We start from the raw sequence: 20,331 nt of genomic DNA, 5'->3' as shown, positions 1-20,331 counted from the left end.
CGTCTGCCACCCGAGCCTATCTAATAGTACCTATATGCCGTGCCGGCGGCAGGTTTGTGGGCTTCGTTCAAGAGTGTGGACGCTATATCCGTCCGGCTATCCGGTGCGGGTGCCTGCGGACCCTCCTCATCCCGGCGGCAGTAGAACCCCCGCACCTACAATGGAGATATGAAGAGTCTGATCCGCAGAGTTCACCGTAGCGGAGCTCACCGTACCGGCGCTCACCATACCGGGCAGGTGGCGTCCCCGCTGGAGGCGGGGCGTGCGCTGCGTGCCTCGGTGCGCCGCTCGATTCGGGGCTCTATACGGCGAGCGCGGAGGCGGCGGCACCGTAACCAGCGGCGGCTGAGCGCGCATATTCCGCGTCTGCATCCGCTGGTCACCTATGCGGCGCAGGCTGTGCGCACCGGTCTTTCCCTGTTGGAGCCGATGTTTCTGGCTTCGTCTGAGCTGCTCGGCTACCGGTCGTTTACGCATCGCGGGCGCAATATCTACTATCGGGTCGACAACCTGCACCTTCTGTCCGAGTCTGAGTCTGCGCCCGGTGTGCTGTTCTATTTTGATGGCGACCATCTCTCCCGTGTGGGTAGCCGCCTGTTGCGCCGTGACTCCCCGTTGCGTACCGAGTTGGCGCAGGTGGCGGCTGAGTTCAACTTGCTGTCGGTGCCGGTGCTGTCGCCGGGTAGTTTGCGGGAGCCGCGGCTGGCCGATGGTGATTCTTATGCGCCTCCGCTGACCTATAACTGGTGGGTTCGTGCCCGCTCGAACGGCAGGATGGTTCGCGCCCTCATTGAGGAGATTGCCCTGGCGTACAAGGTGGATATGAGCCGCGTCTGGCTTGCGGGTTATTCGGGCGGTGCGGAGTTTCTCAGCTACGAGCTGTTGTCGCACGATATTGACTGGATTCGAGGAGGCGGCGCGACCTTCATCGGTGGAGGCGGTGCTGACGGCGTGCCGGTTCGGGTGCGTGAACGGGCTGCGCTGAATCCTTCTTCGCATGCGCATCTGTTGATGAGCTGGCATGTGGGTGTGCTGGATGGGCGTTCGCCGTCGGGTCGGTGGCGTATGGCGACGAGTTCTGAGGGGAGTTGGTCGGCGCGGATTGCGGTGCAGGAGGGTAGCGCGTTCTACGAGGGTTTGGGGGCGCGGACTTTGTTGCAGGTGACTCCGGGGCGTGGCCATACGGGGTATCCGATTGCGTCGTTGGTGGGTGCTGATTTGGCGGCGGCTACGCGTTTGGGCTTCTTGTAGTGCCGGTCGTTCTGTCATATTTGTGAAAATTCGCATGGATTGGGCAAATTTCTTGGTGACACATTCGATAAATTCGTCATTTGCTGACGATTTGGGGTAGAGTGTCACTATGCCCCGTATTTCTGCAGCAACCAACGCCGCCCAGCGCGAAAACACCAAGCGCGCCATCCTCAACTCCTTCGGCGAGATCCTCTACAACCGCGGCCTCTCCGGCCTGACCATGACCGACGTCGCCAAGAACGCCGGCATCGGCCGCACCGCGGTCTACAACTACTTTGCCGACATGGGCGAACTGCTGGTCGCCTACGCCCTGGACGAGACCGAACGCTTCCTCAACGAGCTGCGCGTCGGCCTGGAGGGTATCGAAAACCCGATTGACCAGCTCGCGGTCTACATTCGCTTGCAGATCAACGACCTGGCGCGCCGCCACCTGCCTCCGGGCCCTGCGATGCGCTCCATGCTCTCCCCCGAGTCCTACGCGAAGCTCGGCAAGCACGTTCACGAGCTACAGATGGTGCTCGCGCATATTCTTTCTGCCGCCATTGCCGAGAACTACATTCCGAAGAACGACATTCGCGAACTGGCGATGCTCGTGCACGGTTCCCTCTCTTCAAGCGCCGGTCGCGCCGAGGATGCACCGGATGAGGAAACCCGTGAGCGCCAGATTCTGAATACTATCCGTTTTATTCAGATGGGTCTGGGTGCACGTTTCGATGCCGAAGGTAACCCTGTTCGTCTGGACTCCGAGGAGTCTCTGCCTGAGCAGTCTCCGGTGCAGGAGGCAAACCTGAAGGTCGCTTCCTAATGGTTTAGCGGGCTGAATAGCGACATATAATGCCGCGGACCTGATGCTTCTCGCATCGGTCCGCGGCATTTTCTGTATTCGGGTGGGTTTTTACGCGCCGGGAAACAGTGCCGGGGAGATGGAGTCCAGGTCCAGTACGCGCGCGTACATGACGGCGCGGCAGTGCAGGGCGTTACGCAGTGCGCGGTGCACGCCGTCTTCGAGGTAGAGTTCGCCTCCCCATTTGACCACGTGCGGGAAGAGGTCGCCGTAGAAGGTGGAGTCTTCGGCGAGTAGGGTCTCGAGGTTGAGGGTTTTTTGGGTGGTGATGAGGGTGTCGAGGCGTACCTGCTGCGGCGGGATTCCTCCCCAGTCGGCGTGGGTCATGCCGTGCTGGGGGTAGGGGCGACTGTCGCCTACTTTTTTGAAGATCATGGTGGTGCTTTCTGCAGGTATGGGGCGCCTCGGCGGCACGTGTAACCGTGAGGTTCTGATGTAACCGTGGGGTTCTGAAGAAATAGTACCAAGGGGGTATAAAAAATCCCCGGTCTTAGAATCTAAGACCGGGGATCGGTGGCGGAGGATGGGGGATTTGAACCCCCGAGGGCTGTTAACCCAACACGCGTTCCAGGCGTGCGCCATAGGCCGCTAGGCGAATCCTCCAGCTATGTTTTCTACGCATTGCGTAGGCAACGAATAAAACTTTACTACGCTTTTGCGAAGCATGCAAGCCCTGGATGGGAAAAGTAACAGAAAGCACATTTATGGATGCTCGTGCCCCTGTTTTTGGGCGGAGCGCCAGCGGAGCGGGCACGCAGTGCATAGACGGGTGCATGACTATGTAGTTACCCGTTTTTTGGGTAAAAAAGACCTCCTACGCACCCGTCATAGCTCGAATACCCTTGCTACCTTCCGGTCCTGGGGGAGTTTTCCAAGATAACGCCACGTAAGAGGCAAGAACCAGTGTACCGGATTTTTGGGTTCTTGGGAATTCGGCGCGTCCGCGGTATTTCTGTGGGCGTACCTTGCCACCCGGGTAAGCGTCCATGGTAGGCGTCACGGTGGCGGTGGTGTGGTGGCGTGTTCACCGGTGACTGTCGGCCACTCGGGCCGGGGGTAAAGCGTCTAAAATGGTAGGGATTGTCCTATCCGCACCCCCGAGTTGAAGAGGTTGCCGTGAGCACTGCCCTTTATCGTCGTTATCGCCCCGAAACCTTTGCTGAGGTTATCGGGCAGGAGCACGTGACCGAACCTCTTATGGTCGCCTTGGAGAAGAACCGTGTGAATCACGCGTACCTGTTTTCGGGTCCGCGTGGTTGTGGTAAGACCACGTCGGCGCGTATTTTGGCGCGTTGCTTGAACTGTGCGCAGGGTCCGACTCCTACTCCGTGTGGTGTGTGCGATTCGTGCCGTGAGCTCTCGCGTGATGGTGGCGGTTCTCTTGACGTGATTGAGATGGATGCGGCGAGCCACGGCGGTGTGGATCATGCCCGTGATTTGCGTGAGCGCGCTACTTTGGCACCGGTCCGTGACCGTTACAAGATCTTCATTATTGATGAGGCGCATATGGTGACCCGTGAGGGTTTCAATGCGCTGCTGAAGATTGTGGAGGAGCCGCCGGAGCACGTGAAGTTTATCTTCGCGACGACTGAGCCGAATAAGGTGCTGGGTACGATTCGTTCGCGTACTCACCATTACCCGTTCCGTCTGGTTCCGCCGGAGGTTCTTCTGCCGTTCCTGCAGGGTCTGTGCGATCAGGAGCAGGTGCCGGTTGAACCGGGTGTGTTGCAGCTGGTGATTCGTGCTGGTGGCGGTTCGGTGCGTGATTCGCTGTCGATTCTTGATCAGCTGATGGCTGGTGCGTCTTCGCAGAACGGTATTGAGTATGACCGTGCGGTGGCGCTGCTGGGTTATACCCACGCGCAGCTTCTGGATGAGGTCATTGAGGCATTGGGTGCGAAGGATGCGCCGACTCTCTTTGGTGCGGTATCTCGTGTGGTGGCTACCGGTCAGGATCCTCGCCGTTTTGTGGAGGATCTGCTGGAGCGTCTGCGTGATTTGATTGTGGTGAAGGCTGTTCCACAGGCTGCCGGCCAGATTTTGCAGGGTGTTCCGCAGGATCAGTTGGAGCGTTTGGCTCAGCAGGCTCAGGCTTTGGGCGAGCGTGAGCTGACGGTTGCTGCGGGTACGGCGAATGAGACTCTGAATGGTATGACGGGTGCGGCGAATCCGCAGCTTCAGCTGGAGTTGCTGTGTGCTCGTCTGCTTCTGCCTGCTGTGGAGGGTTCTGCCGGTGGTGCGGAGGTTGCGGCGTTGGCTTCTCGCCTACAGGTTTTGGAGCGTCGCGTGGCTTCTGGTACTGCTAGTTCGGTTCCGGCGGAGGGCGGCATGTCTGCTGCTCGTGCGGCGGGTATGGTGGCGGCTGGCCTGACTCCTAAGACCCAGGCGCCTAAGACCCCGGCTCCTCAGATTCAGGCGCCTAATGCGCAGACTCCTAGCGCCCCTGCTCAGGAGGCGACTGCCCCGCATTCTGCCCCTCAGCAGGACAGTTCTCAGCATGCCAGCCCGAGTGCTCCCCCGCTGGCTGGCGCACCCCTTAGCGCCGCCCCCTTGGCACCGACCGCGCAGGCCCCTGCAACTCAGGCACCTGCAGCTTCGGCTGGCGCTCCCCTGGCGGGTAACGCCCCGGCGACACCGGATACCCCCGCTTCTTCTGTAGCTGATGCCGCTGCGGCGGGTACCCCCTCCGCACCTCTGAAGCTTAACCCGAACGATCCGCTGGCAGCGGTTCAGGGTAATTGGCGTGCCATTCTTAACCGAATGAGCGTTCCGGGTGCGGCGGAGCAGCTGATGAAGGTTCGCCCCGCCCGCATGGACGGCGCGACCCTGTACGTGAGCGCCGACATTGCGACTTTGCGCGCGGTCAAGGGCTTTGTGCCCGAGCTGACCGCCCGCGTGAGTGAGTTCCTGCGCCGTCAGGTGACCATTCACGCTCAGGTGGCGAAGCCCGGCGCACAGGTCAAACCTGCAGCGCCCGCGGCACAGCCTGCGGCTCCGGCGGCTCCCGCCCCGCAGGCGCCTCAGCCGCCCGTTCAGCAGACTCCCCCGTACCCCGCTCAGCCGGCGCCTCTGGCTGATGGTCCGCGCGGCGGTGAGGATGCGTGGCGTCGCCACGGTCAGCCGCTGACCGGTGCAAACACCCCCGAGTCCACGAGCGTGGATGCGCCCCTGGGCGCGTGGGAGGTTGCCCCGATTCCGCAGAGCGCCCCCGAGGAGGCACCTCAGCAGGTTGCCCCGGCTGCACCGGCTGCGCCGCTGGCTCCGGCTGGTCCGCTTGCGCCTGAGCCCCCGGTTACTCCACAGGTTCCGGCAGGTCAGCAGGTTCCGACTGCTCCGGCGGGCGGTTTTGGTGAGCGTGATTCCTTTGCTGCCTCCGGTAGTGGAGTTCCGCAGCAGGAGGGCGTTCCTGAACCCCAGCAAGCACAGGAACCCCCGTTCTCGCAGGAGCCTCCTCACGCGGAGGAACCTCCGTATGAGGAGGAGCCCCCTTTTGAGGATGAGCCTGCCTACACTGAACCGGTTGAGGCACCTGCTGCGGCCGCAATGCCGACTGCACCCGCAATGCCCGCTGAGCCTGTAGCACCGGCAGGTCCCCTCGTTACTCCGGTTGCCCCGGTGGGCGCCCTCGCACCGGCTGGTCCGTTGGCAGAGGTACCGCAGGCAGCTCCGGCCGATACTGCTCCGGCAAGCGATGAGAAGCCGGCATCGCAGGCTTCTAACGCACCTGCCACACCGACTCCTAGCGCACCGGTGGCACCGGCTCGCCCGGCACGCGCCGCATCCGATGAGGACTACGTCTCTGAGGATGATGAGAAGGTCGAAAACAGCACCTTCATCGGTCTGCGCGCTATCGAAAAAATTATTGGTGGCACCGTCATCGATGAACGCCCCCTGCACCAGCCCTAATCCGGGGTTGTAGGTGCCGCGCCCGCCATCGCACCGATGGCGGGCGCACTCATTCCAGCCGCATACTCGCTACGCGATACGCCCCTAAACTGTCAGGGGTTGGGTGCATACTCATAACGTCGCCCAAGAACAGCGCACCAACGCACCAGCACAACGCACCGCATCTGAAGGAGAAGCCATGTACGAGGGAGCAGTTCAAAACCTCATTGACGAGCTCGGCCGCCTGCCGGGTGTGGGCCCCAAGTCGGCTCAGCGCATCGCTTTTCACATTCTGAATGCGGATGCTGTCGATATGGCGCGCCTAGCCAACGCCATTTCCACGGTGAAGACCAGCGTCAGCTTCTGCGAGGAGTGCGGTAACGTCTCCGAGACGAAGCTGTGCACAATCTGCCGCGATGAGCGCCGCGACCCGTCCGTGCTGTGCGTGGTCGAAGAATCCAAGGATGTGGTGGCGATTGAGCGTACCCGTTCTTTCACCGGCCGCTACCATGTGCTCGGTGGTGCTATTAACCCGCTGGCGGGTGTGGGGCCTGAGCAGCTGCGTATTCGTGAGTTGGTGTCCCGCCTGGCGGATGAGCGTATCCAGGAGATTATTCTGGCGATGGACCCGAACCTTGAGGGCGAGGCGACCGCAACCTACCTCTCGCGCATGCTCGTGCCGCTGGGTGTGCGCCTATCGCGTCTGGCGTCGGGTCTTCCGGTCGGTGGCGATCTGGAGTACGCGGACGAGATTACCCTGGGCCGCGCGCTGGAGGGCCGCCGCGTCATTAGCGAGGGCACGGCGGTGGCTCATACTGCCGCCGAGGATTTTGAGCGTGTGAACCGCGAGGAGGAGCAGGAGCGTGAGCAGGCGGCTCAGGTTCAGGCTCAGGAGGCGAAGCAGAGTCGTCGCCGCTGGAATTCGAGCATGTTTGATGACCTGGATTCTGAAGATTCTGCCGGCTCCCGCACGGAGGCGCCCGCCGCTGAGGGTGTGCAGGGCACGGTGGATGAGCAGCTGATTGAGCAGGTTCTGCAGGAGGCTGAGAAATCAGGCGACAAGGAATCCGGTAACGAGGAATCCCGCCGTGAGGGCTCCCCCACCGATTCCGATGCGGGCTCTACACTTGAATCCGCAGAAGCAGAAGCAACCCCCGACCTGGGTGAAGACTCCGGCGAGGAGGCTCCGGCGAGCGCCGCCTCCGAACCGGTTGAGGCACCCGTAGCCGAGCAGGCAGATGATGCGCCGGAGGTGTTCCGCACCCCGGACTATGAGGAGAAGATCCGCTCGATTCAGAACGCCCCGTTGCGCACCCCGAAGCCGGATGTTCCGCCGTTGCCGGGTGTCACGTACGTGAACCCGTGGACCTAAAAACTAGCCTCCGCGGGCGTGCTGTGCCCGCCTCAGCATCCCGCGTCACCACCGCGTAATACTACGTAATATTTCACGGGGCAATACATACGGGTGCACAGTTCGCCGCTTGCACTGAACGCCGTCTACTATAAATGAGGAGCCGGCGTCTGCCGGTGGCACACAAGTAACTGACCTGGAGAATTCTATGAGCCTGATCGTCCAAAAGTTCGGCGGTTCCTCCGTAGCGGATGCGGAGGGTATTAAGCGCGTTGCCCGCCGCATCGTGGACACTCAGAAGGCAGGTAACGATGTGGTCGTCGTGGTGTCCGCTATGGGTGACACCACCGATGAGCTGCTCGACCTTGCCGCAGAGGTCACCAGCAATGTCACTCCTTCCCGTGAGCTGGACATGCTGCTGACTGCCGGTGAACGCATTTCGACTGCCATCCTGTCGATGGCTGTTAACGACCTGGGTGCTAAGGCCCAGTCTTTCACCGGTTCTCAGGCTGGCATGATTACCGACGGCGTGCACGGTTCTGCACGTCTGGTGGAGGTCAACCCGGAGCGTATCCGTGAGTCGATTGAAGCTGGCAATATTGCGATTGTTGCTGGTTTCCAGGGTGTTCACCGTCAGAGCGGTGATATTACGACTCTGGGTCGTGGCGGTTCTGATACGACCGCTGTTGCTCTGGCTGCTGCTCTGAAGGCTGATGTGTGCGAGATTTACTCGGATGTGGACGGCGTGTTCACTGCCGACCCGCGTATCGTTCCGACCGCGCATAAGCTGGATACTGTCACCAGTGAAGAGATGCTGGAGATGGCGGCGAACGGTGCGAAGATTCTGCACCTGCGCTGTGTCGAGTATGCTCGCCGTTTTAATTTGAAGCTTCACGTGCGTTCTTCGTTCTCGAACCTTGAAGGCACCATTGTAATCCCGGAGGACTCCGCGGAACTGACCCCCACCCATCTGAAGGAGATTCCCTTGGAACAGCCCCTGATTTCTGGTGTTGCACACGATCGTAGCCAGGCGAAGATTACCGTTGTTGGTGTTCCGGATGTTCCCGGTTCGGCAGCGAAGGTGTTCGGTCTGCTCAACGAGGCGAAGGTTAACCTGGACATGATTGTTCAGAACGTGCCGACTGACCGCCCGAACGTGACCGATATTTCCTTCACTCTGGATCAGGCTCAGGGCGATGCTGCGCTGAAGGCGCTGAAGGCTGCGCAGGCTGAGCTGGGCTTCCAGGAGGTTATTTACAACGAGTCTGTGGGTAAGCTATCGCTGGTTGGCGCGGGCATGAAGACTAACCCGGGTGTTTCGTTCACTTTCTTCGATGCGCTGTCGACTGCTGGCGTGAACATTGACATGATTTCGACGTCTGAGATTCGTATTTCGGTGATTACTGAGCTGAGCAAGCTGGATGAGGCTGTTCGTGCGGTGCACACTGCGTTCGGTCTGGATGCTGAGGGTGAGGCTACTGTTTACGGTGGTACTGGCCGCTAGGGTTTAGCTCGTTTGTGAGCTGTACGCTTCGGGAGGGGCGGTGCTGGTTTGATCCGGCGCCGCCCCTCCCTTTTGTCTGTGTATTTGTGGGCGTGCGGGTGCTCTACCCTAGAAGCATGAGTAGTGTTGTTTTTTCCCAGGTGATGGATGCCCGCCAATGGCGTGCCGCAGAGGCAGCACATGAGGCGTGTGCCGGCCGCTACGCCGACCCGTTTGCGCAGCGTCGCGCCCGCCACGAAGTGCACCCCGTGGAAGACTTCCTCTTCACCTACTACACACTCAAGCCCGGCCAGTTCAAGCGCTGGCATCCCGGCGCCGGTGTCATTCTGCTGGATGCGCCCGAGCGCGCCTCCTGGCGTTTCTACCGACCCGCAACCGAGCAGGAGCTCCTTGACGCAGGCTGCACCCCCGAGGTTGCGCGTGCCCAGGCGGACGCCGCATCCGCCGTCACGGTGGACGTCACCGATTTTGTGGAGCGCCGCGCTACCGCCCTCGCCTTCACCCACGAGATCCTGCGCAACACCGCGGCAAAGAAGGGTCAGTTTGGTTGCTTCGGCATGCACGAGTGGGCGATGGCGTACAAGTCGGTGGAGAACAATATCCGCCACGACTACCTGGAACTGCGCCTGGGTGCGGAGGGTACGGACCGCGTGGTGGAGGAGCACCGCATCCGTTGCTCGCACTTTGATGCGTTCCGTTTCTTCATGCCGCAGGCTGCGCCGATGAACGAGCTGCAGCCGACCCGCGAGACGCAGCGCGTGCTGGAGCAGCCCGCGTGCCTGCACGCGAATATGGACGTGTACAAATGGGCGTATAAGCTGCTTCCGCTGGTTGATTCGACTCTGGTCATGGATTGTTTCGACCTGGCGTGGGATGCGCGCGAACTGGATATGCGCGCAGCCCCCTACGATATTCGCGACTGGGGATACGAACCGATTCCGGTGGAGACGACCGAGGGTAAGGCTGAGTACGTGCGGATTCAGCGTGAGCTGTCGGAGCGTTCGATTGAGCTGCGTGAGCGCCTGTTGCAGGTGTGCGAGCGCTACCTGCCGCCGCTGATTAGTGAGTAGGCTGTGCGGTGAGTAGCTGGTTGGTGGCGCGGGCTGATTGCGTTTTTGGCGCTGTGGCCTGTGGGTTTGGTGCCCAGTGCGTGAGAAAAGGGTGACTTGGGGCTCTCTATTTGGTAATTGGTGGTCTCGTCATCTCACTTTCCGCTGTACTGGGGTAGAATGAGATACGGCTCATACAGAACCCACGCACCCAAGGAGTGCCCACACATGGCCCGTATTGTTGTTGATGTTATGCTCAAGCCCGAAATTCTTGACCCGCAGGGTAAGGCTATTTCTCACGAGCTGCCCCGTATCGGCGTTGATTCCTTCGTTGATGTTCGCCAGGGTAAGCGCTTCGAGCTGACCGTCGAGGGTGAGGCAACCGAGGAGCACCTCGCGGCTGCCCGCAAGGCTGCTGAAGAGTTGCTCTCGAACCCCGTCATCGAAGACGTTGTGAACGTTTCGGTTCTGGAGGACTAATACCTATGGCAGAGTCCCTCGCACCCACTGAAGTCCCCCTGGTTGGCGACTTCTCTAGCTATTCCCCGAACCCCGCTTTCGCTGACGCACGCGTTGGCGTGGTGACTTTCCCTGGCACCCTGGATGACCGTGACGCTGCGCGTGCTGTCCGTCTGGCTGGCGGTACCGTCGTTGAGCTGTGGCACGACGACGCTGATTTGAAGAACGTTGATGCCGTCATTATTCCTGGCGGTTTCTCCTACGGTGACTACCTGCGTGCTGGCGCTATTGCTGCGAAGGCTCCCGTGATGCGTTCGGTGATTGATGCCGCTAACGCTGCTGGTACCTCCGGTTCCGCTCCCCTGCCTGTTCTGGGTATTTGCAATGGTTTCCAGATTCTGACTGAGTCTCACCTGCTGCCCGGTTCGATGATTAAGAACGATCACCGCAAGTTCATTTGCCGTGACCAGGTTCTGCGCATTGAGAATAACTCCACCTCCTGGACGAGCGATTACGCTACTGGCCAGGAGATTGTTGTCCCTCTGAAGAACCAGGACGGTCAGTATGTTGCTGACCCGAAGACTCTGGAAGCGCTGGAGGCTGAGGGTCGCGTGGTGTTCCGCTACGTTGGTTTCAACCCGAACGGTTCCCGTAATGACATTGCTGGTATCAGCAATGAGCGCGGTAACGTGGTCGGTCTGATGCCGCACCCGGAGCACGCTGTGGAGCCTGGCTTCGGTCCTTCCTCTTCCGGTTTTGGTGAGGTTTCTCTGCGCGGTGGCGCCGATGGTCTCGGCGTGTTCACCTCCGTTCTTGCCAACCTGATTAACGCCCGCTAACGCACGACAAGGATTCTAAGAAGTTATGAGCGAAAAGCAGTTTAACCTCGACACCGTCGAGCACGCGGCGGCAACCCCGGACACCGAACTCCCCTGGGCTGAACTGGGTCTGAAGGAGAACGAGTTCGAGGACATTAAGGAGATTCTTGGTCGCCGTCCTACCGCGGCTGAGCTGGCAATGTACTCGGTCATGTGGTCCGAGCACTGCTCCTACAAGTCTTCTAAGGTTCATCTGAAGCAGTTCGGTGCGAAGGTCACCGATGAGATGAAGAAGGACCTGATGGTCGGTATCGGTGAGAACGCCGGTGTGACCGATATTGGTGACGGCTGGGCTGTTACCTTCAAGATTGAGTCCCACAACCACCCCTCGTACGTGGAGCCCTACCAGGGTGCTGCGACCGGTGTGGGCGGTATTGTGCGTGACATTATTTCCATGGGTGCACGCCCGATTGCTGTGATGGATCCGCTGCGTTTCGGCGCGATTGATCACCCGGACACCGCCCGTGTTATTGGCGGCGTGGTTGCCGGTATTGGTGGTTACGGTAACTCCCTGGGTCTGCCGAACATCGGCGGCGAGGTTGAGTTCGATTCCTGCTACCAGGCAAACCCGCTGGTCAACGCACTGGCTGTGGGCATTATGCGTCACGAGGACATCCGCCTGGCGAACGCATCGGGCGTGGGCAACAAGGTTGTCCTCTTCGGTGCACGCACCGGTGGCGACGGCATCGGCGGTGCGTCGGTGCTGGCGTCCGAGTCTTTCGATGACACCAAGCCCTCGAAGCGTCCTGCCGTTCAGGTGGGCGACCCCTTCGCTGAGAAGGTTCTGATTGAGTGCTGCCTGGAGCTGTTCAAGGGCTCCGTGGTTGAGGGTATTCAGGATCTGGGTGCTGCGGGTATTTCCTGTGCAACCAGCGAGCTGGCTTCTAACGGTGAGGGCGGCATGCACGTCGACCTGACCAAGGTTCTGCTGCGTGACCCCACCCTGACCCCCGGCGAGATTCTGATGTCTGAGTCTCAGGAACGCATGATGGCTGTTGTCTCCCCCGAGAACGTGGAGCGCTTCGAAGCAATCATGAACAAGTGGGGCGTGGAGTACTCCTTCCTCGGTGAGGTCACCAACTCTGGCCGCCTGGTCATCGAGTGGGACGGCGAGGTCATCGTGGATGTTGACCCCCGCACCGTTGCGCACGACGGCCCGACCTACGAGCGTCCTTACGCACGCCCCGAGTGGCAGGATGACGTTCAGGCTAACCACTTCACCGGTTCGGCTGCCGACGATTCCCGCCCGCGCGGTAAGGAGCTGGGCGAGGCAATCAAGGCGTTCATGGCGTCCCCGAACATGTGCTCCAAGTCCTGGATCACCAACCAGTACGACCGCTACGTTCAGGGCAACACCGCCCTGTCCATGCCGGACGACGGCGGCGTGGTGCGCGTGGACGAGAACACCAACCTCGGTGTTGCTCTGGCGACCGACGCCTCCCCGCGTTTCACCTACTTGGATCCGTACGAGGGTGCTCGCGCGTCCTTGGCTGAGGCGTACCGTAACGTTGCGACCGTTGGTGCACGCCCCGTAGCTGTGTCTGACTGCCTGAACTTCGGTTCTCCCGAGGATCCGGACGTCATGTGGCAGTTCGCTGAGGCTGTTCGCGGCCTGGCTGATGGCTGCATGGAGCTGGGTGTTCCGGTGACCGGCGGTAACGTGTCCCTGTACAACCAGACCGGTGGTAAGGCTATTAACCCGACCCCCGTGGTGGCGATGATGGGCGTGATGGATGACGTCACCCGCCGCACCCCGTCGGGTTGGGCTCCTGAGCATGACGGTCAGGCTATCTACCTGCTGGGTACCACTCGCGATGAGCTGGACGGCTCCGAGTGGGCTCGCTTCAAGGGTCACCTGGGCGGTCAGCCGCCGAAGGTTGATCTGGCTCTGGAGCGTCAGCTGGGTGACATGCTGGTGAACATGTCTCGTGACGGCATGATTGATGCCGCGCACGACGTGTCTGCTGGTGGTCTGGCTGCTGCTCTGTCGGAGGCTTGCCTGCGTTTCAACACCGGTGCCCGCATTGGTCTGGGTGAGGTTGCTGAGCGTGACGGCGTGGACCTGTTCACCCTGCTGTTCTCGGAGTCCCTGGGCCGTGTTGTGGTTTCGGTTCCGCGTTCTGAGGAGGTGCGCTTCAAAGATATGTGCACCGCTCGCCAGTTCCCCTTCGCACGTATTGGTGTGGTGGATGCTGAGTCGAACGCTCTGGACTTCCAGGATGAGGTTTCCATTGACCTGGATGAGCTGCGTGCAGCTCACGAGGGTACTCTCGCTTCTTACTTCGGTGAGGTTGCGAAGGGCTAGTTTTCGACTAGTTTGAGACTAACGCCGAAAGGGGCGGATGCTTGTGAAAGCATCCGCCCCTTTTGTTATGCCCGCTGGCTTGTGCCAGCGAACTTGTGCCTTGAGTGTTTAGGCGTTGAGCGTTGAGGTGTTCGGTGTTTATGCCTCGGCGACCTTGCGGCCCAGCTGTGCGAACAGCGAGGCGTTGATGCGGAAGCCTTCGATGCATTCTTCGATGAGGGCTTCGCGCTGTTCGTCGGTCAGGGGTGCGTTGTCGAGCAGTTCGCGGTAGCCGTCCTTGAAGACCTTGGGCTTGGGCAGTTCGGTGAAGCGGTACATGCTCAGTGCTTCTGCGGGGATGCCGTAGTGGCGGGTGACGAGCGCTGCGACTGCCTGGCCGCCGGAGAGGTCGCCGAGGTAGCGCAGGTAGTGGTGTGCGAGGTAGCGTTCGGGGGAGTTGATGGTGGCGCGGATGCGCTCTACGTATTCTGCGGTTGCGGGCAGGGGCGCGTCGATGTCACCTTCCTGGCCGAGTGCGCGGATGTCTGCGCGGATGTATTCTGCTCGGTCGAGGCCGGGGTGGGTGAAGGGTTCGGTGATGGGGCTGGGTTCTGCGCGGTAGTGTTCGGAGACTGCTTCGAGTGCTTCGTAGATGTGCACGTACTGGTTGATGAGGCGCAGGTATGCCTCGGTGTTGAGGGAGCCGCCCATGAGGTCTTCCATGAAGGTGGAGTGTTCGGCGTTGTCATGGACATGTTTGGTGCTTTCCTTCAGGCGTGCGGAGAAGCGTTCCTGGGTGGTTTCGGGGGCGGTCACAGTCATGGTGAGTTCCTAAAGTGGCTTGTGGGTGAACAATAAATGTTTTAGTGACACGATGTCACCAAAACCTGTTAATGACATATTGTCACCAAAAACCGGTTTTGGCAATAGCTCTCACAAAAAATTTGCTAAGGTAAACCTCATACACAAGTCACCCTAGGCATTAAGTTACACAAACATAGGCTAATAGGGCTAGACTTGATACGAACACCACAATCACAGAATCCAAGGAGACACCGAATGTCTACCCCCTCTCTCACCAAGCGCACTTGGGCGTTCTTGGCTTCAGCAACCATCGGTCTCAGCGGCGTCGCTGGCGTACCCGTAGCCTTCGCAGCTGAAACCAACTCCCACGTCAGCGCCGGTGAGGTAACCGCAGCTTCAGAGCAGAGCCTGCAGGACGTCACCGTCAACTGGGGCCTGAAGAAGTCCTTCCGCTCCTACATCAACGGCGCCTTCTCCCAGGGCTCCCAGGAACTGACCGGCGTCACCACCAACGAAGACGGCTCCTACCACTTCACCTCCGCCAAAGGCACCGTAGCTAACGGCGAATACTCGGTCACCTTCACCGGCTCCTCGATTCACTACACCGCTCACCACGGTCTGCTGGAAGTCATCATCTCCGACCTCTCCGTCACCATTAAGGACGGCGTGGGCACCGTGCGCGCCAACGTTCAGTCGCGCCCCTACAACGGCAACACCACCCCGAACGACCTGGTCGAAACCAAGAACATGACCCTCGGCACTTTCAACGCCTCCGGTCTGAAGGTTGAGGGTAACACCATCACCCTGCCCAGCGTTGACGAGGAAAACGGCACCCGCGTCAAGCTTTCCGAAGAGGCAACCGGCGCCTTCGCGGGCTTCTACAAGGCAGGTCAGGAGCTGGATGCACTCGGCTTCTCCGCAACCATCGTGACCAAGGAAGCACCCGCGCCGAGCCCTGAGCCCAGCACTGAACCCAGCGCCGAGCCGAGTGCTGCGCCGACCGCAGAGCCTTCCTCCGCACCGACCAGCGAGGCACCCAAGCCCGCAGAGCCCACTTCTGCAGCACCGAGCGCAGCTCCCACCTCCACAGCTCCCTCCTCCCCCGCCGCAACCACCGAGCCCAAGCGTGAAGAAAAGGTCACCGGCAACGTCGTCGAGTCCGGCACCCTCAGCTGGGATATCCGCGAGTCCTTCCTGAAGTACCTGACCGGCTTCGCGCACGGCTCCGTGAACGTTGAGGGCATGGAGAAGACCGCGGCTGGCGGCTTCAAGTACACTCAGGCATCCGGCGTGTACAACCCCGAGACCAAGACCGGTCAGATCAACTTCGCGGGCACCGCAGAGTTCACCGGCCACAACGGTCAGCTCAAGAGCACCATCAAGAACATGCGCCTGGTCGTCGTCAACGGCAAGGGCACCCTGGTTGCTGACGTTGACGCGCTGACCCGCGACGGCAAGTCCGTTTCTAAGACCGGCCTGGCTATCGCCGAGGTGGACCTCTCCGGCGCGAGCGTGAAGGACGGCGTCTTCTCCGCACAGAACGCAGCAGTCGCGCTCACCGCTGAAGGTTCCGACGTGCTCTTCGCCGGCCAGTACCGCGGTGCCGACAACGCCATGGCACCGCTGAGCTTCTCCGTAAAGCTCAGCGAGCAGACCGCGGAGAACACCGTTGAGGTTCCCCGCGTCTCTGAGAGCAAGTCCTCCGATAACAAGGGTTCTGAGAACGGCTCCTCCGATAACAGCTCCTCGAACGCCTCCGGTAACTCCGGCGCTAACGGCTCCGGTTCTAATGGTTCGGCAGGCACCTCCGGCAGCATTTCTAACGGCGGTTTCTCCTCGAACAGTTCTGTCAGCAACAACCCGGCACAGCCTGTCTGCGTACCCGTCACCCGCACCCGCGAGGTGCAGGAGCAGGGCGCATCCGACGGCACCATTAAGAGCGCAAACCTTGGCTGGGGCGTGCGTGATTCCTTCCGCAACTACGTGCGCGGCGGCATCGCGAACGGTAGCTGGGAGCTGAACGGCACCTCCTACTCTTCGGATGCGTTCAACTGGTCTAACGGCACCGGCACCTTCAAGGGCGGTAAGGGTTCCATCTCCTTCAGCGGTTCGGTTCGTTTCACCGGTCACCACGGCATTCTGGACACCACCATTGCGAACCCGCGCCTTGAGATTAACGGTAATTCCGGCACTCTCTACGCGACCATGAACAGCAATGACCCCTCCGGCAAGGCAACTAACTACGGTGAGGTGGCACTGCTGAAGGTGGATCTTTCGGGTCTGCAGAGCTCCGCTGACGCTGTGAGCGTCAACGGTGCGGCAACCACCCTGACCGCTGAGGGCGCGAAGGCGTTTGCTGGCTTCTACGACGCCGGTAAGGACATGGCTCCGCTGAGCTTCTCCGCGGCGATTAACGGCGCGAAGACCACCACCAAGACCGTGTCCGAGACCGTCTACGAGGGTGAGGGTTGCGACCCGGTCACCGGCAAGCCTCTGGCTTCCACCGGCGCCTCCGGTGTTGAGGGCACCCTGGTTGCAGGCTTCATCGCTGTTGCAGCCGGCGCGGGTACCGTCATGTACACTCGCCGCCGCAAGAAGGCATAACGGCACCTCACGAGGATGCCCACGCTGTCGGCTTGCCCGTGAGACTCAACCATAAGGTTCACCGGTGAGCCGACACGGCCCATGCGGGGGTGCAGATTTTCGTTGCACCCCCGCTTCAGGTGCCAGGTTTTACCCCGGCGCCTACCCCAGTTTTTCTAGCTCCCTTTTTCTGTGAGACGACGATGTTTTCTTCCCTTTCTTCTTCTGCCCTGAACCGCCGCGATGCAGTGAAGTATACGGCGTTCTCCATCACTTCCGCGTTCCTGCTGAGCTCTTGCGGTGTGGGTACTCATAACCCTGCCGCTTCTTCAAGTACTTCGCAGGCTGTGGTGGATGAGCAGAGCACCCGCACCGTTTTGGAGAACCTTGCCGATCAGCTGCGTTCTTCTATTGCCCCAGATCAGAAGGCTCTGCGCGGCCCCAATAGCGCCGCGGATACCCCCGAAATTCAGCCGATGGTCGATACCCCCACTCCGGCTTTCCCCGTGACGTTCAAGGATTTCAACGGCACTGAGGTGACCGTTAAGTCCGCTGACCGTGTGCTGGCACTGGACCTGTACGGCACTCTGGCTCAGCAGATGATTGCGCTGGGCCTGGGCGGTCGTCTGGTTGGCCGTGTCACCTCCTCGACGGAGCAGTCGCTGGCTCACCTGCCGCTGGTGACCCAGAACGGTCACGACCTGAACGCTGAGGCGATTCTGGCGACCTCCCCGGACCTGGTGCTGTGGGATAAGAGCAACGGCCCGATTGAGATTGTGGATCAGCTGCGCGCAGCGGGCGTGACCGTGGTGGTCTTCGATCATGAGCGTCGTATGGATAAGATCATTCCGCAGCTCAAGGCTGTTTCGCAGGCACTGGGTGTTCCGGAGGCGGGCGAGCAGGTTGCTACCCGCGTGCAGCAGGACCTGGATTATGCCCTGCAGGTGCTCAAGGACGTCGCCCCGAAGGGTACACAGCAGGTGTCGTTCGCGTTCCTGTACGTGCGCGGTACCGCTGGCGTGTTCTTCGTGCTCGGCAAGGGTTCGGGCGCTGACGATTTGATTCAGGCTATTGGCGGCAAGGATGTGGCGTCTGAGCAGAACGCGACGAATATTATTCCGGCGACCAGTGAGGCGCTGGTGAAGCTGAACCCGGATGTCATTCTGACCATGAGCGGCGGCATTAAGTCCACCGGCGGTTTGGATGGTTTCTTGGCTCGCCCGGGTGTGGGTGAGACGACTGCTGGTAAGAATAAGCGCATTATTGATATGGGCGACGGCCAGATTCTGTCCTATGGCCCGAATACTCCGGCGGTGTTGCTCTCGCTGGCTAAGGCTGCGTACTCGACTCCTGCGGGGGCCCAGTAGTGGCTGCCGTGAAGAGTGCTACGGGTGCGCGGGATTATCGCGCTTCGCGTCGGCGTCGTGCCGGTCTGACGTTTACGTTTTTGGCGGTGGCGCTGTGCGTTGTGATGGTGCTGTCTGCGGGTTTGGGTCAGTACAATATCCCGATTGATCAGGTGGTTGCTTCTGTGGGCCGCCGCCTGGGCCTGGCACCGGAGAACCCGGCGATGCAGCTGGCGGATAGCACTCTGTGGAATATCCGTTTCCCGCGTGTGCTGTTGGGCGTGCTGGCGGGCGCCGCTTTGGGTACCTCCGGCGCGGTGATGCAGTCGGTGTTTGGTAACCCGTTGGCTGAGCCGGGCGTGATTGGTGTTTCCTCAGGTGCGGCGGTTGGCGCGTGTTTGTCGATTGTGTTGAACCTGCAGTTCTTCGGTATTTTCACGACTCCTGCATTCGCGTTTGTGGGTGCGTTGGCGGCTACTGCGCTGGTGTATTTCCTGTCGCGTTCTTCGGGTCGTGCGAAGGTCCTGTCGATGATTTTGACGGGTATTGCGGTGACTGCGGTGGCGAATGCGATTATTGCGTTCCTCATGTTTATTGCTGATACGACGAGCCGCGATCAGATTGTGTTCTGGCAGATGGGTTCGCTGAACGGTTCCACATGGAAGGCTGTGGCGAGCGTGTGGCCGGTTATTCTGATTGGCTTGGTGGCGTGTTTTGTGATGGCTTCTTCGCTGGATGTTCTGGCGTTGGGTGAGCGTGCGGCGCAGCATTCGGGTGTGAACGTGGAGCGCCTGCGTGCGGTGTCTATTGCGGCGACGGCTTTGTTGACGGGTGCTGCGGTGGCGTATGCGGGCATTATTGCGTTTATTGGTCTGATTATTCCTCACCTGTTGCGCATGATTTTGGGTCCGTCGAATCGTGTGTTGTTGCCGGCTTCGGCATTGGGCGGCGCGCTGTTGATTGCGCTGTCTGATTTGGGTGCGCGTACGCTGGTACCTTTTGCTGATTTGCCGATTGGTATTTTTACGGCTTTGGTGGGCGGCCCGACGTTCTTCGTGTTGTTGCGTCGTTCCCTGGGTCAGGGCGGAGGTGCTTCGTGAGTGAATTGTTGAGCCTGTCCGGTGTGTGTTTTAACGCTGGTGGGCGTCAGATTTTGAATGATGTGTCTTTGTCTGTTGCTGCGGGCGAGGTTGTGTCGCTGATTGGCCCTAATGGTGCCGGTAAGTCGACTCTGTTGGGTGTGATTGCTGGTGATATTGCCCCCAGTGGCGGTGAGATTCTGTTGGATGGCGCCCCTCTGGGTTCAATTCCTGCCCGTCAGATGGCGCGTCAGCGTGCGATGCTGTTGCAGAAGTTGAATGTGGCGTTTTCGTACACGGTGCATGAGGTGGTTCAGATGGGCCGCACCCCGTGGAAGGGCACGGAGCGCGCTGAAGAGAATGACGCAGTGGTTGCTTCGATGATGGAGCGTACGTCGGTGACTCATTTGTCGGATCGCGATATTACGACTCTGTCCGGTGGTGAGAGTGGCCGTGCGCATTTGGCGCGTGTGTTCGCTCAGCAGACCCCGCTGATTCTTTTGGATGAGCCGACTGCGGCGTTGGATATTACGCATCAGGAGCAGACGTTGCGGGTGAGCCGAGAGTTGGCTGCTGAGGGTGCTGCGGTGTTGACGGTGCTTCATGACTTGGATGTGGCGGCTGCGTATTCTGACCGTATGGTGTTGTTGCGTGGTGGTGAGGTGGTTGCTTCGGGCGCCCCTGAGCAGGTGTGTTCGGCGGAGTTGTTGTCTGAGGTGTATCAGCATCCGATTGAGGTGTTGAGGCATCCGGTGACGAATCGTTTGTTGATTCTGCCGGAGCGTTGATTCTGCTGACGCGCTGATTTTATGGGGCGTTAGCGAACCATCCCGCAAACACTTTCCACCTCAAAATATGCCAGTATTCGCATATATTAAATCTCCGTTCTGGAATGGCTGTAAATATTAGTTCATTACAGGGCGGAGATTATCTTTATCCCCTCCTGCACGGATACACTGAAAGGTAATGTCCGCAATACTGAACTCTATTCAGTTCAGCATTCCATCCATTCGA

15 protein-coding genes, 1 tRNA gene and 1 other RNA gene are annotated in these 20,331 nt (G+C 60.2%); 13 read left to right on the top strand and 4 right to left on the bottom strand.

Annotated elements, in window-relative coordinates; all coding sequences use genetic code 11:
• Positions 1–168: 168 nt before the first annotated feature.
• On the top strand, positions 169–1,251 hold the full coding sequence (locus tag HMPREF2779_RS06405) for a hypothetical protein (protein ID WP_105361118.1): 1,083 nt from the start codon (positions 169–171) through the stop codon (positions 1,249–1,251).
• Positions 1,252–1,360: 109 nt separating this feature from the next.
• Positions 1,361–2,056: a TetR/AcrR family transcriptional regulator gene (locus tag HMPREF2779_RS06400; protein ID WP_049340301.1), complete on the top strand. Its 696-nt coding sequence runs from the start codon at positions 1,361–1,363 to the stop codon at positions 2,054–2,056.
• Between the two features lie 90 nt (positions 2,057–2,146).
• Here HMPREF2779_RS06400 and HMPREF2779_RS06395 read toward each other — a convergent pair whose 3' ends face one another.
• From HMPREF2779_RS06395 to ffs, 3 genes are all read right to left on the bottom strand, one after another.
• On the bottom strand, positions 2,147–2,470 hold the full coding sequence (locus tag HMPREF2779_RS06395) for a type II toxin-antitoxin system VapB family antitoxin (protein WP_070685277.1): 324 nt from the start codon (positions 2,468–2,470) through the stop codon (positions 2,147–2,149).
• Positions 2,471–2,609: 139 nt separating this feature from the next.
• Positions 2,610–2,698, bottom strand: a tRNA-Ser gene (locus tag HMPREF2779_RS06390).
• Positions 2,699–2,897: 199 nt separating this feature from the next.
• Positions 2,898–2,994, bottom strand: an RNA gene (ffs, locus tag HMPREF2779_RS06385) — signal recognition particle sRNA small type.
• Positions 2,995–3,211: 217 nt separating this feature from the next.
• Between ffs and HMPREF2779_RS06380 the strand changes: the two genes are divergently transcribed.
• The 7 genes from HMPREF2779_RS06380 (at position 3,212) to purL (ending at position 13,526) form a co-directional block, all read left to right on the top strand.
• Positions 3,212–6,001, top strand: a complete 2,790-nt coding sequence (locus tag HMPREF2779_RS06380) for a DNA polymerase III subunit gamma and tau (RefSeq protein WP_070685275.1) — start codon at positions 3,212–3,214, stop codon at positions 5,999–6,001.
• Positions 6,002–6,179: 178 nt separating this feature from the next.
• Positions 6,180–7,352 carry a recombination mediator RecR gene (recR, locus tag HMPREF2779_RS06375; protein ID WP_070685274.1) on the top strand — a complete coding sequence of 391 codons (1,173 nt, stop codon included), beginning with the start codon at positions 6,180–6,182 and terminating at the stop codon, positions 7,350–7,352.
• A gap of 187 nt (positions 7,353–7,539) precedes the next feature.
• Positions 7,540–8,835 (top strand): aspartate kinase, encoded by a 1,296-nt coding sequence (locus HMPREF2779_RS06370; RefSeq protein WP_070685273.1) that lies wholly within the window; start codon positions 7,540–7,542, stop codon positions 8,833–8,835.
• A 116-nt stretch (positions 8,836–8,951) separates the two neighbouring features.
• Positions 8,952–9,905, top strand: coding sequence for a 3-methyladenine DNA glycosylase (locus HMPREF2779_RS06365; RefSeq protein ID WP_105361117.1), 954 nt, complete (start codon positions 8,952–8,954; stop codon positions 9,903–9,905).
• A 207-nt stretch (positions 9,906–10,112) separates the two neighbouring features.
• Positions 10,113–10,364 (top strand): phosphoribosylformylglycinamidine synthase subunit PurS, encoded by a 252-nt coding sequence (purS, locus tag HMPREF2779_RS06360; protein WP_005507194.1) that lies wholly within the window; start codon positions 10,113–10,115, stop codon positions 10,362–10,364.
• 5 nt (positions 10,365–10,369) lie between these two features.
• On the top strand, positions 10,370–11,182 hold the full coding sequence (gene purQ, locus HMPREF2779_RS06355) for a phosphoribosylformylglycinamidine synthase subunit PurQ (protein WP_105361116.1): 813 nt from the start codon (positions 10,370–10,372) through the stop codon (positions 11,180–11,182).
• A gap of 25 nt (positions 11,183–11,207) precedes the next feature.
• Positions 11,208–13,526, top strand: coding sequence for a phosphoribosylformylglycinamidine synthase subunit PurL (gene purL / locus HMPREF2779_RS06350; RefSeq protein ID WP_070685267.1), 2,319 nt, complete (start codon positions 11,208–11,210; stop codon positions 13,524–13,526).
• Positions 13,527–13,664: 138 nt separating this feature from the next.
• On the opposite strand, the gene HMPREF2779_RS06345 is transcribed toward purL, so the two are convergent.
• Positions 13,665–14,327, bottom strand: a complete 663-nt coding sequence (locus tag HMPREF2779_RS06345; protein ID WP_070685265.1) for a biliverdin-producing heme oxygenase — start codon at positions 14,325–14,327, stop codon at positions 13,665–13,667.
• Positions 14,328–14,564: 237 nt separating this feature from the next.
• Between HMPREF2779_RS06345 and HMPREF2779_RS06340 the strand changes: the two genes are divergently transcribed.
• The 4 genes from HMPREF2779_RS06340 to HMPREF2779_RS06325 all read left to right on the top strand — a co-directional run bounded on the left by HMPREF2779_RS06340 (position 14,565) and on the right by HMPREF2779_RS06325 (position 20,105).
• Positions 14,565–16,913 (top strand): HtaA domain-containing protein, encoded by a 2,349-nt coding sequence (locus HMPREF2779_RS06340; protein ID WP_105361115.1) that lies wholly within the window; start codon positions 14,565–14,567, stop codon positions 16,911–16,913.
• 182 nt (positions 16,914–17,095) lie between these two features.
• Complete coding sequence (locus tag HMPREF2779_RS06335) at positions 17,096–18,259, top strand: heme/hemin ABC transporter substrate-binding protein (protein ID WP_105361114.1); 1,164 nt, start codon at positions 17,096–17,098, stop codon at positions 18,257–18,259.
• Positions 18,259–19,338: a FecCD family ABC transporter permease gene (locus tag HMPREF2779_RS06330; protein WP_070685259.1), complete on the top strand. Its 1,080-nt coding sequence runs from the start codon at positions 18,259–18,261 to the stop codon at positions 19,336–19,338. The genes HMPREF2779_RS06335 and HMPREF2779_RS06330 overlap by 1 nt, the downstream gene beginning before the upstream one ends.
• Positions 19,335–20,105 carry a heme ABC transporter ATP-binding protein gene (locus HMPREF2779_RS06325; protein WP_105361113.1) on the top strand — a complete coding sequence of 257 codons (771 nt, stop codon included), beginning with the start codon at positions 19,335–19,337 and terminating at the stop codon, positions 20,103–20,105. Before HMPREF2779_RS06330 ends, HMPREF2779_RS06325 begins: the two co-directional genes overlap by 4 nt.
• Positions 20,106–20,331: the final 226 nt, after the last annotated feature.

Source organism: Rothia sp. HMSC069C03, assembly GCF_001811075.1.
In the GTDB taxonomy this organism is placed as follows: Bacteria; Actinomycetota; Actinomycetes; order Actinomycetales; family Micrococcaceae; genus Rothia; species Rothia mucilaginosa.
This window is presented reverse-complemented; position numbering and strand designations above follow the sequence as displayed.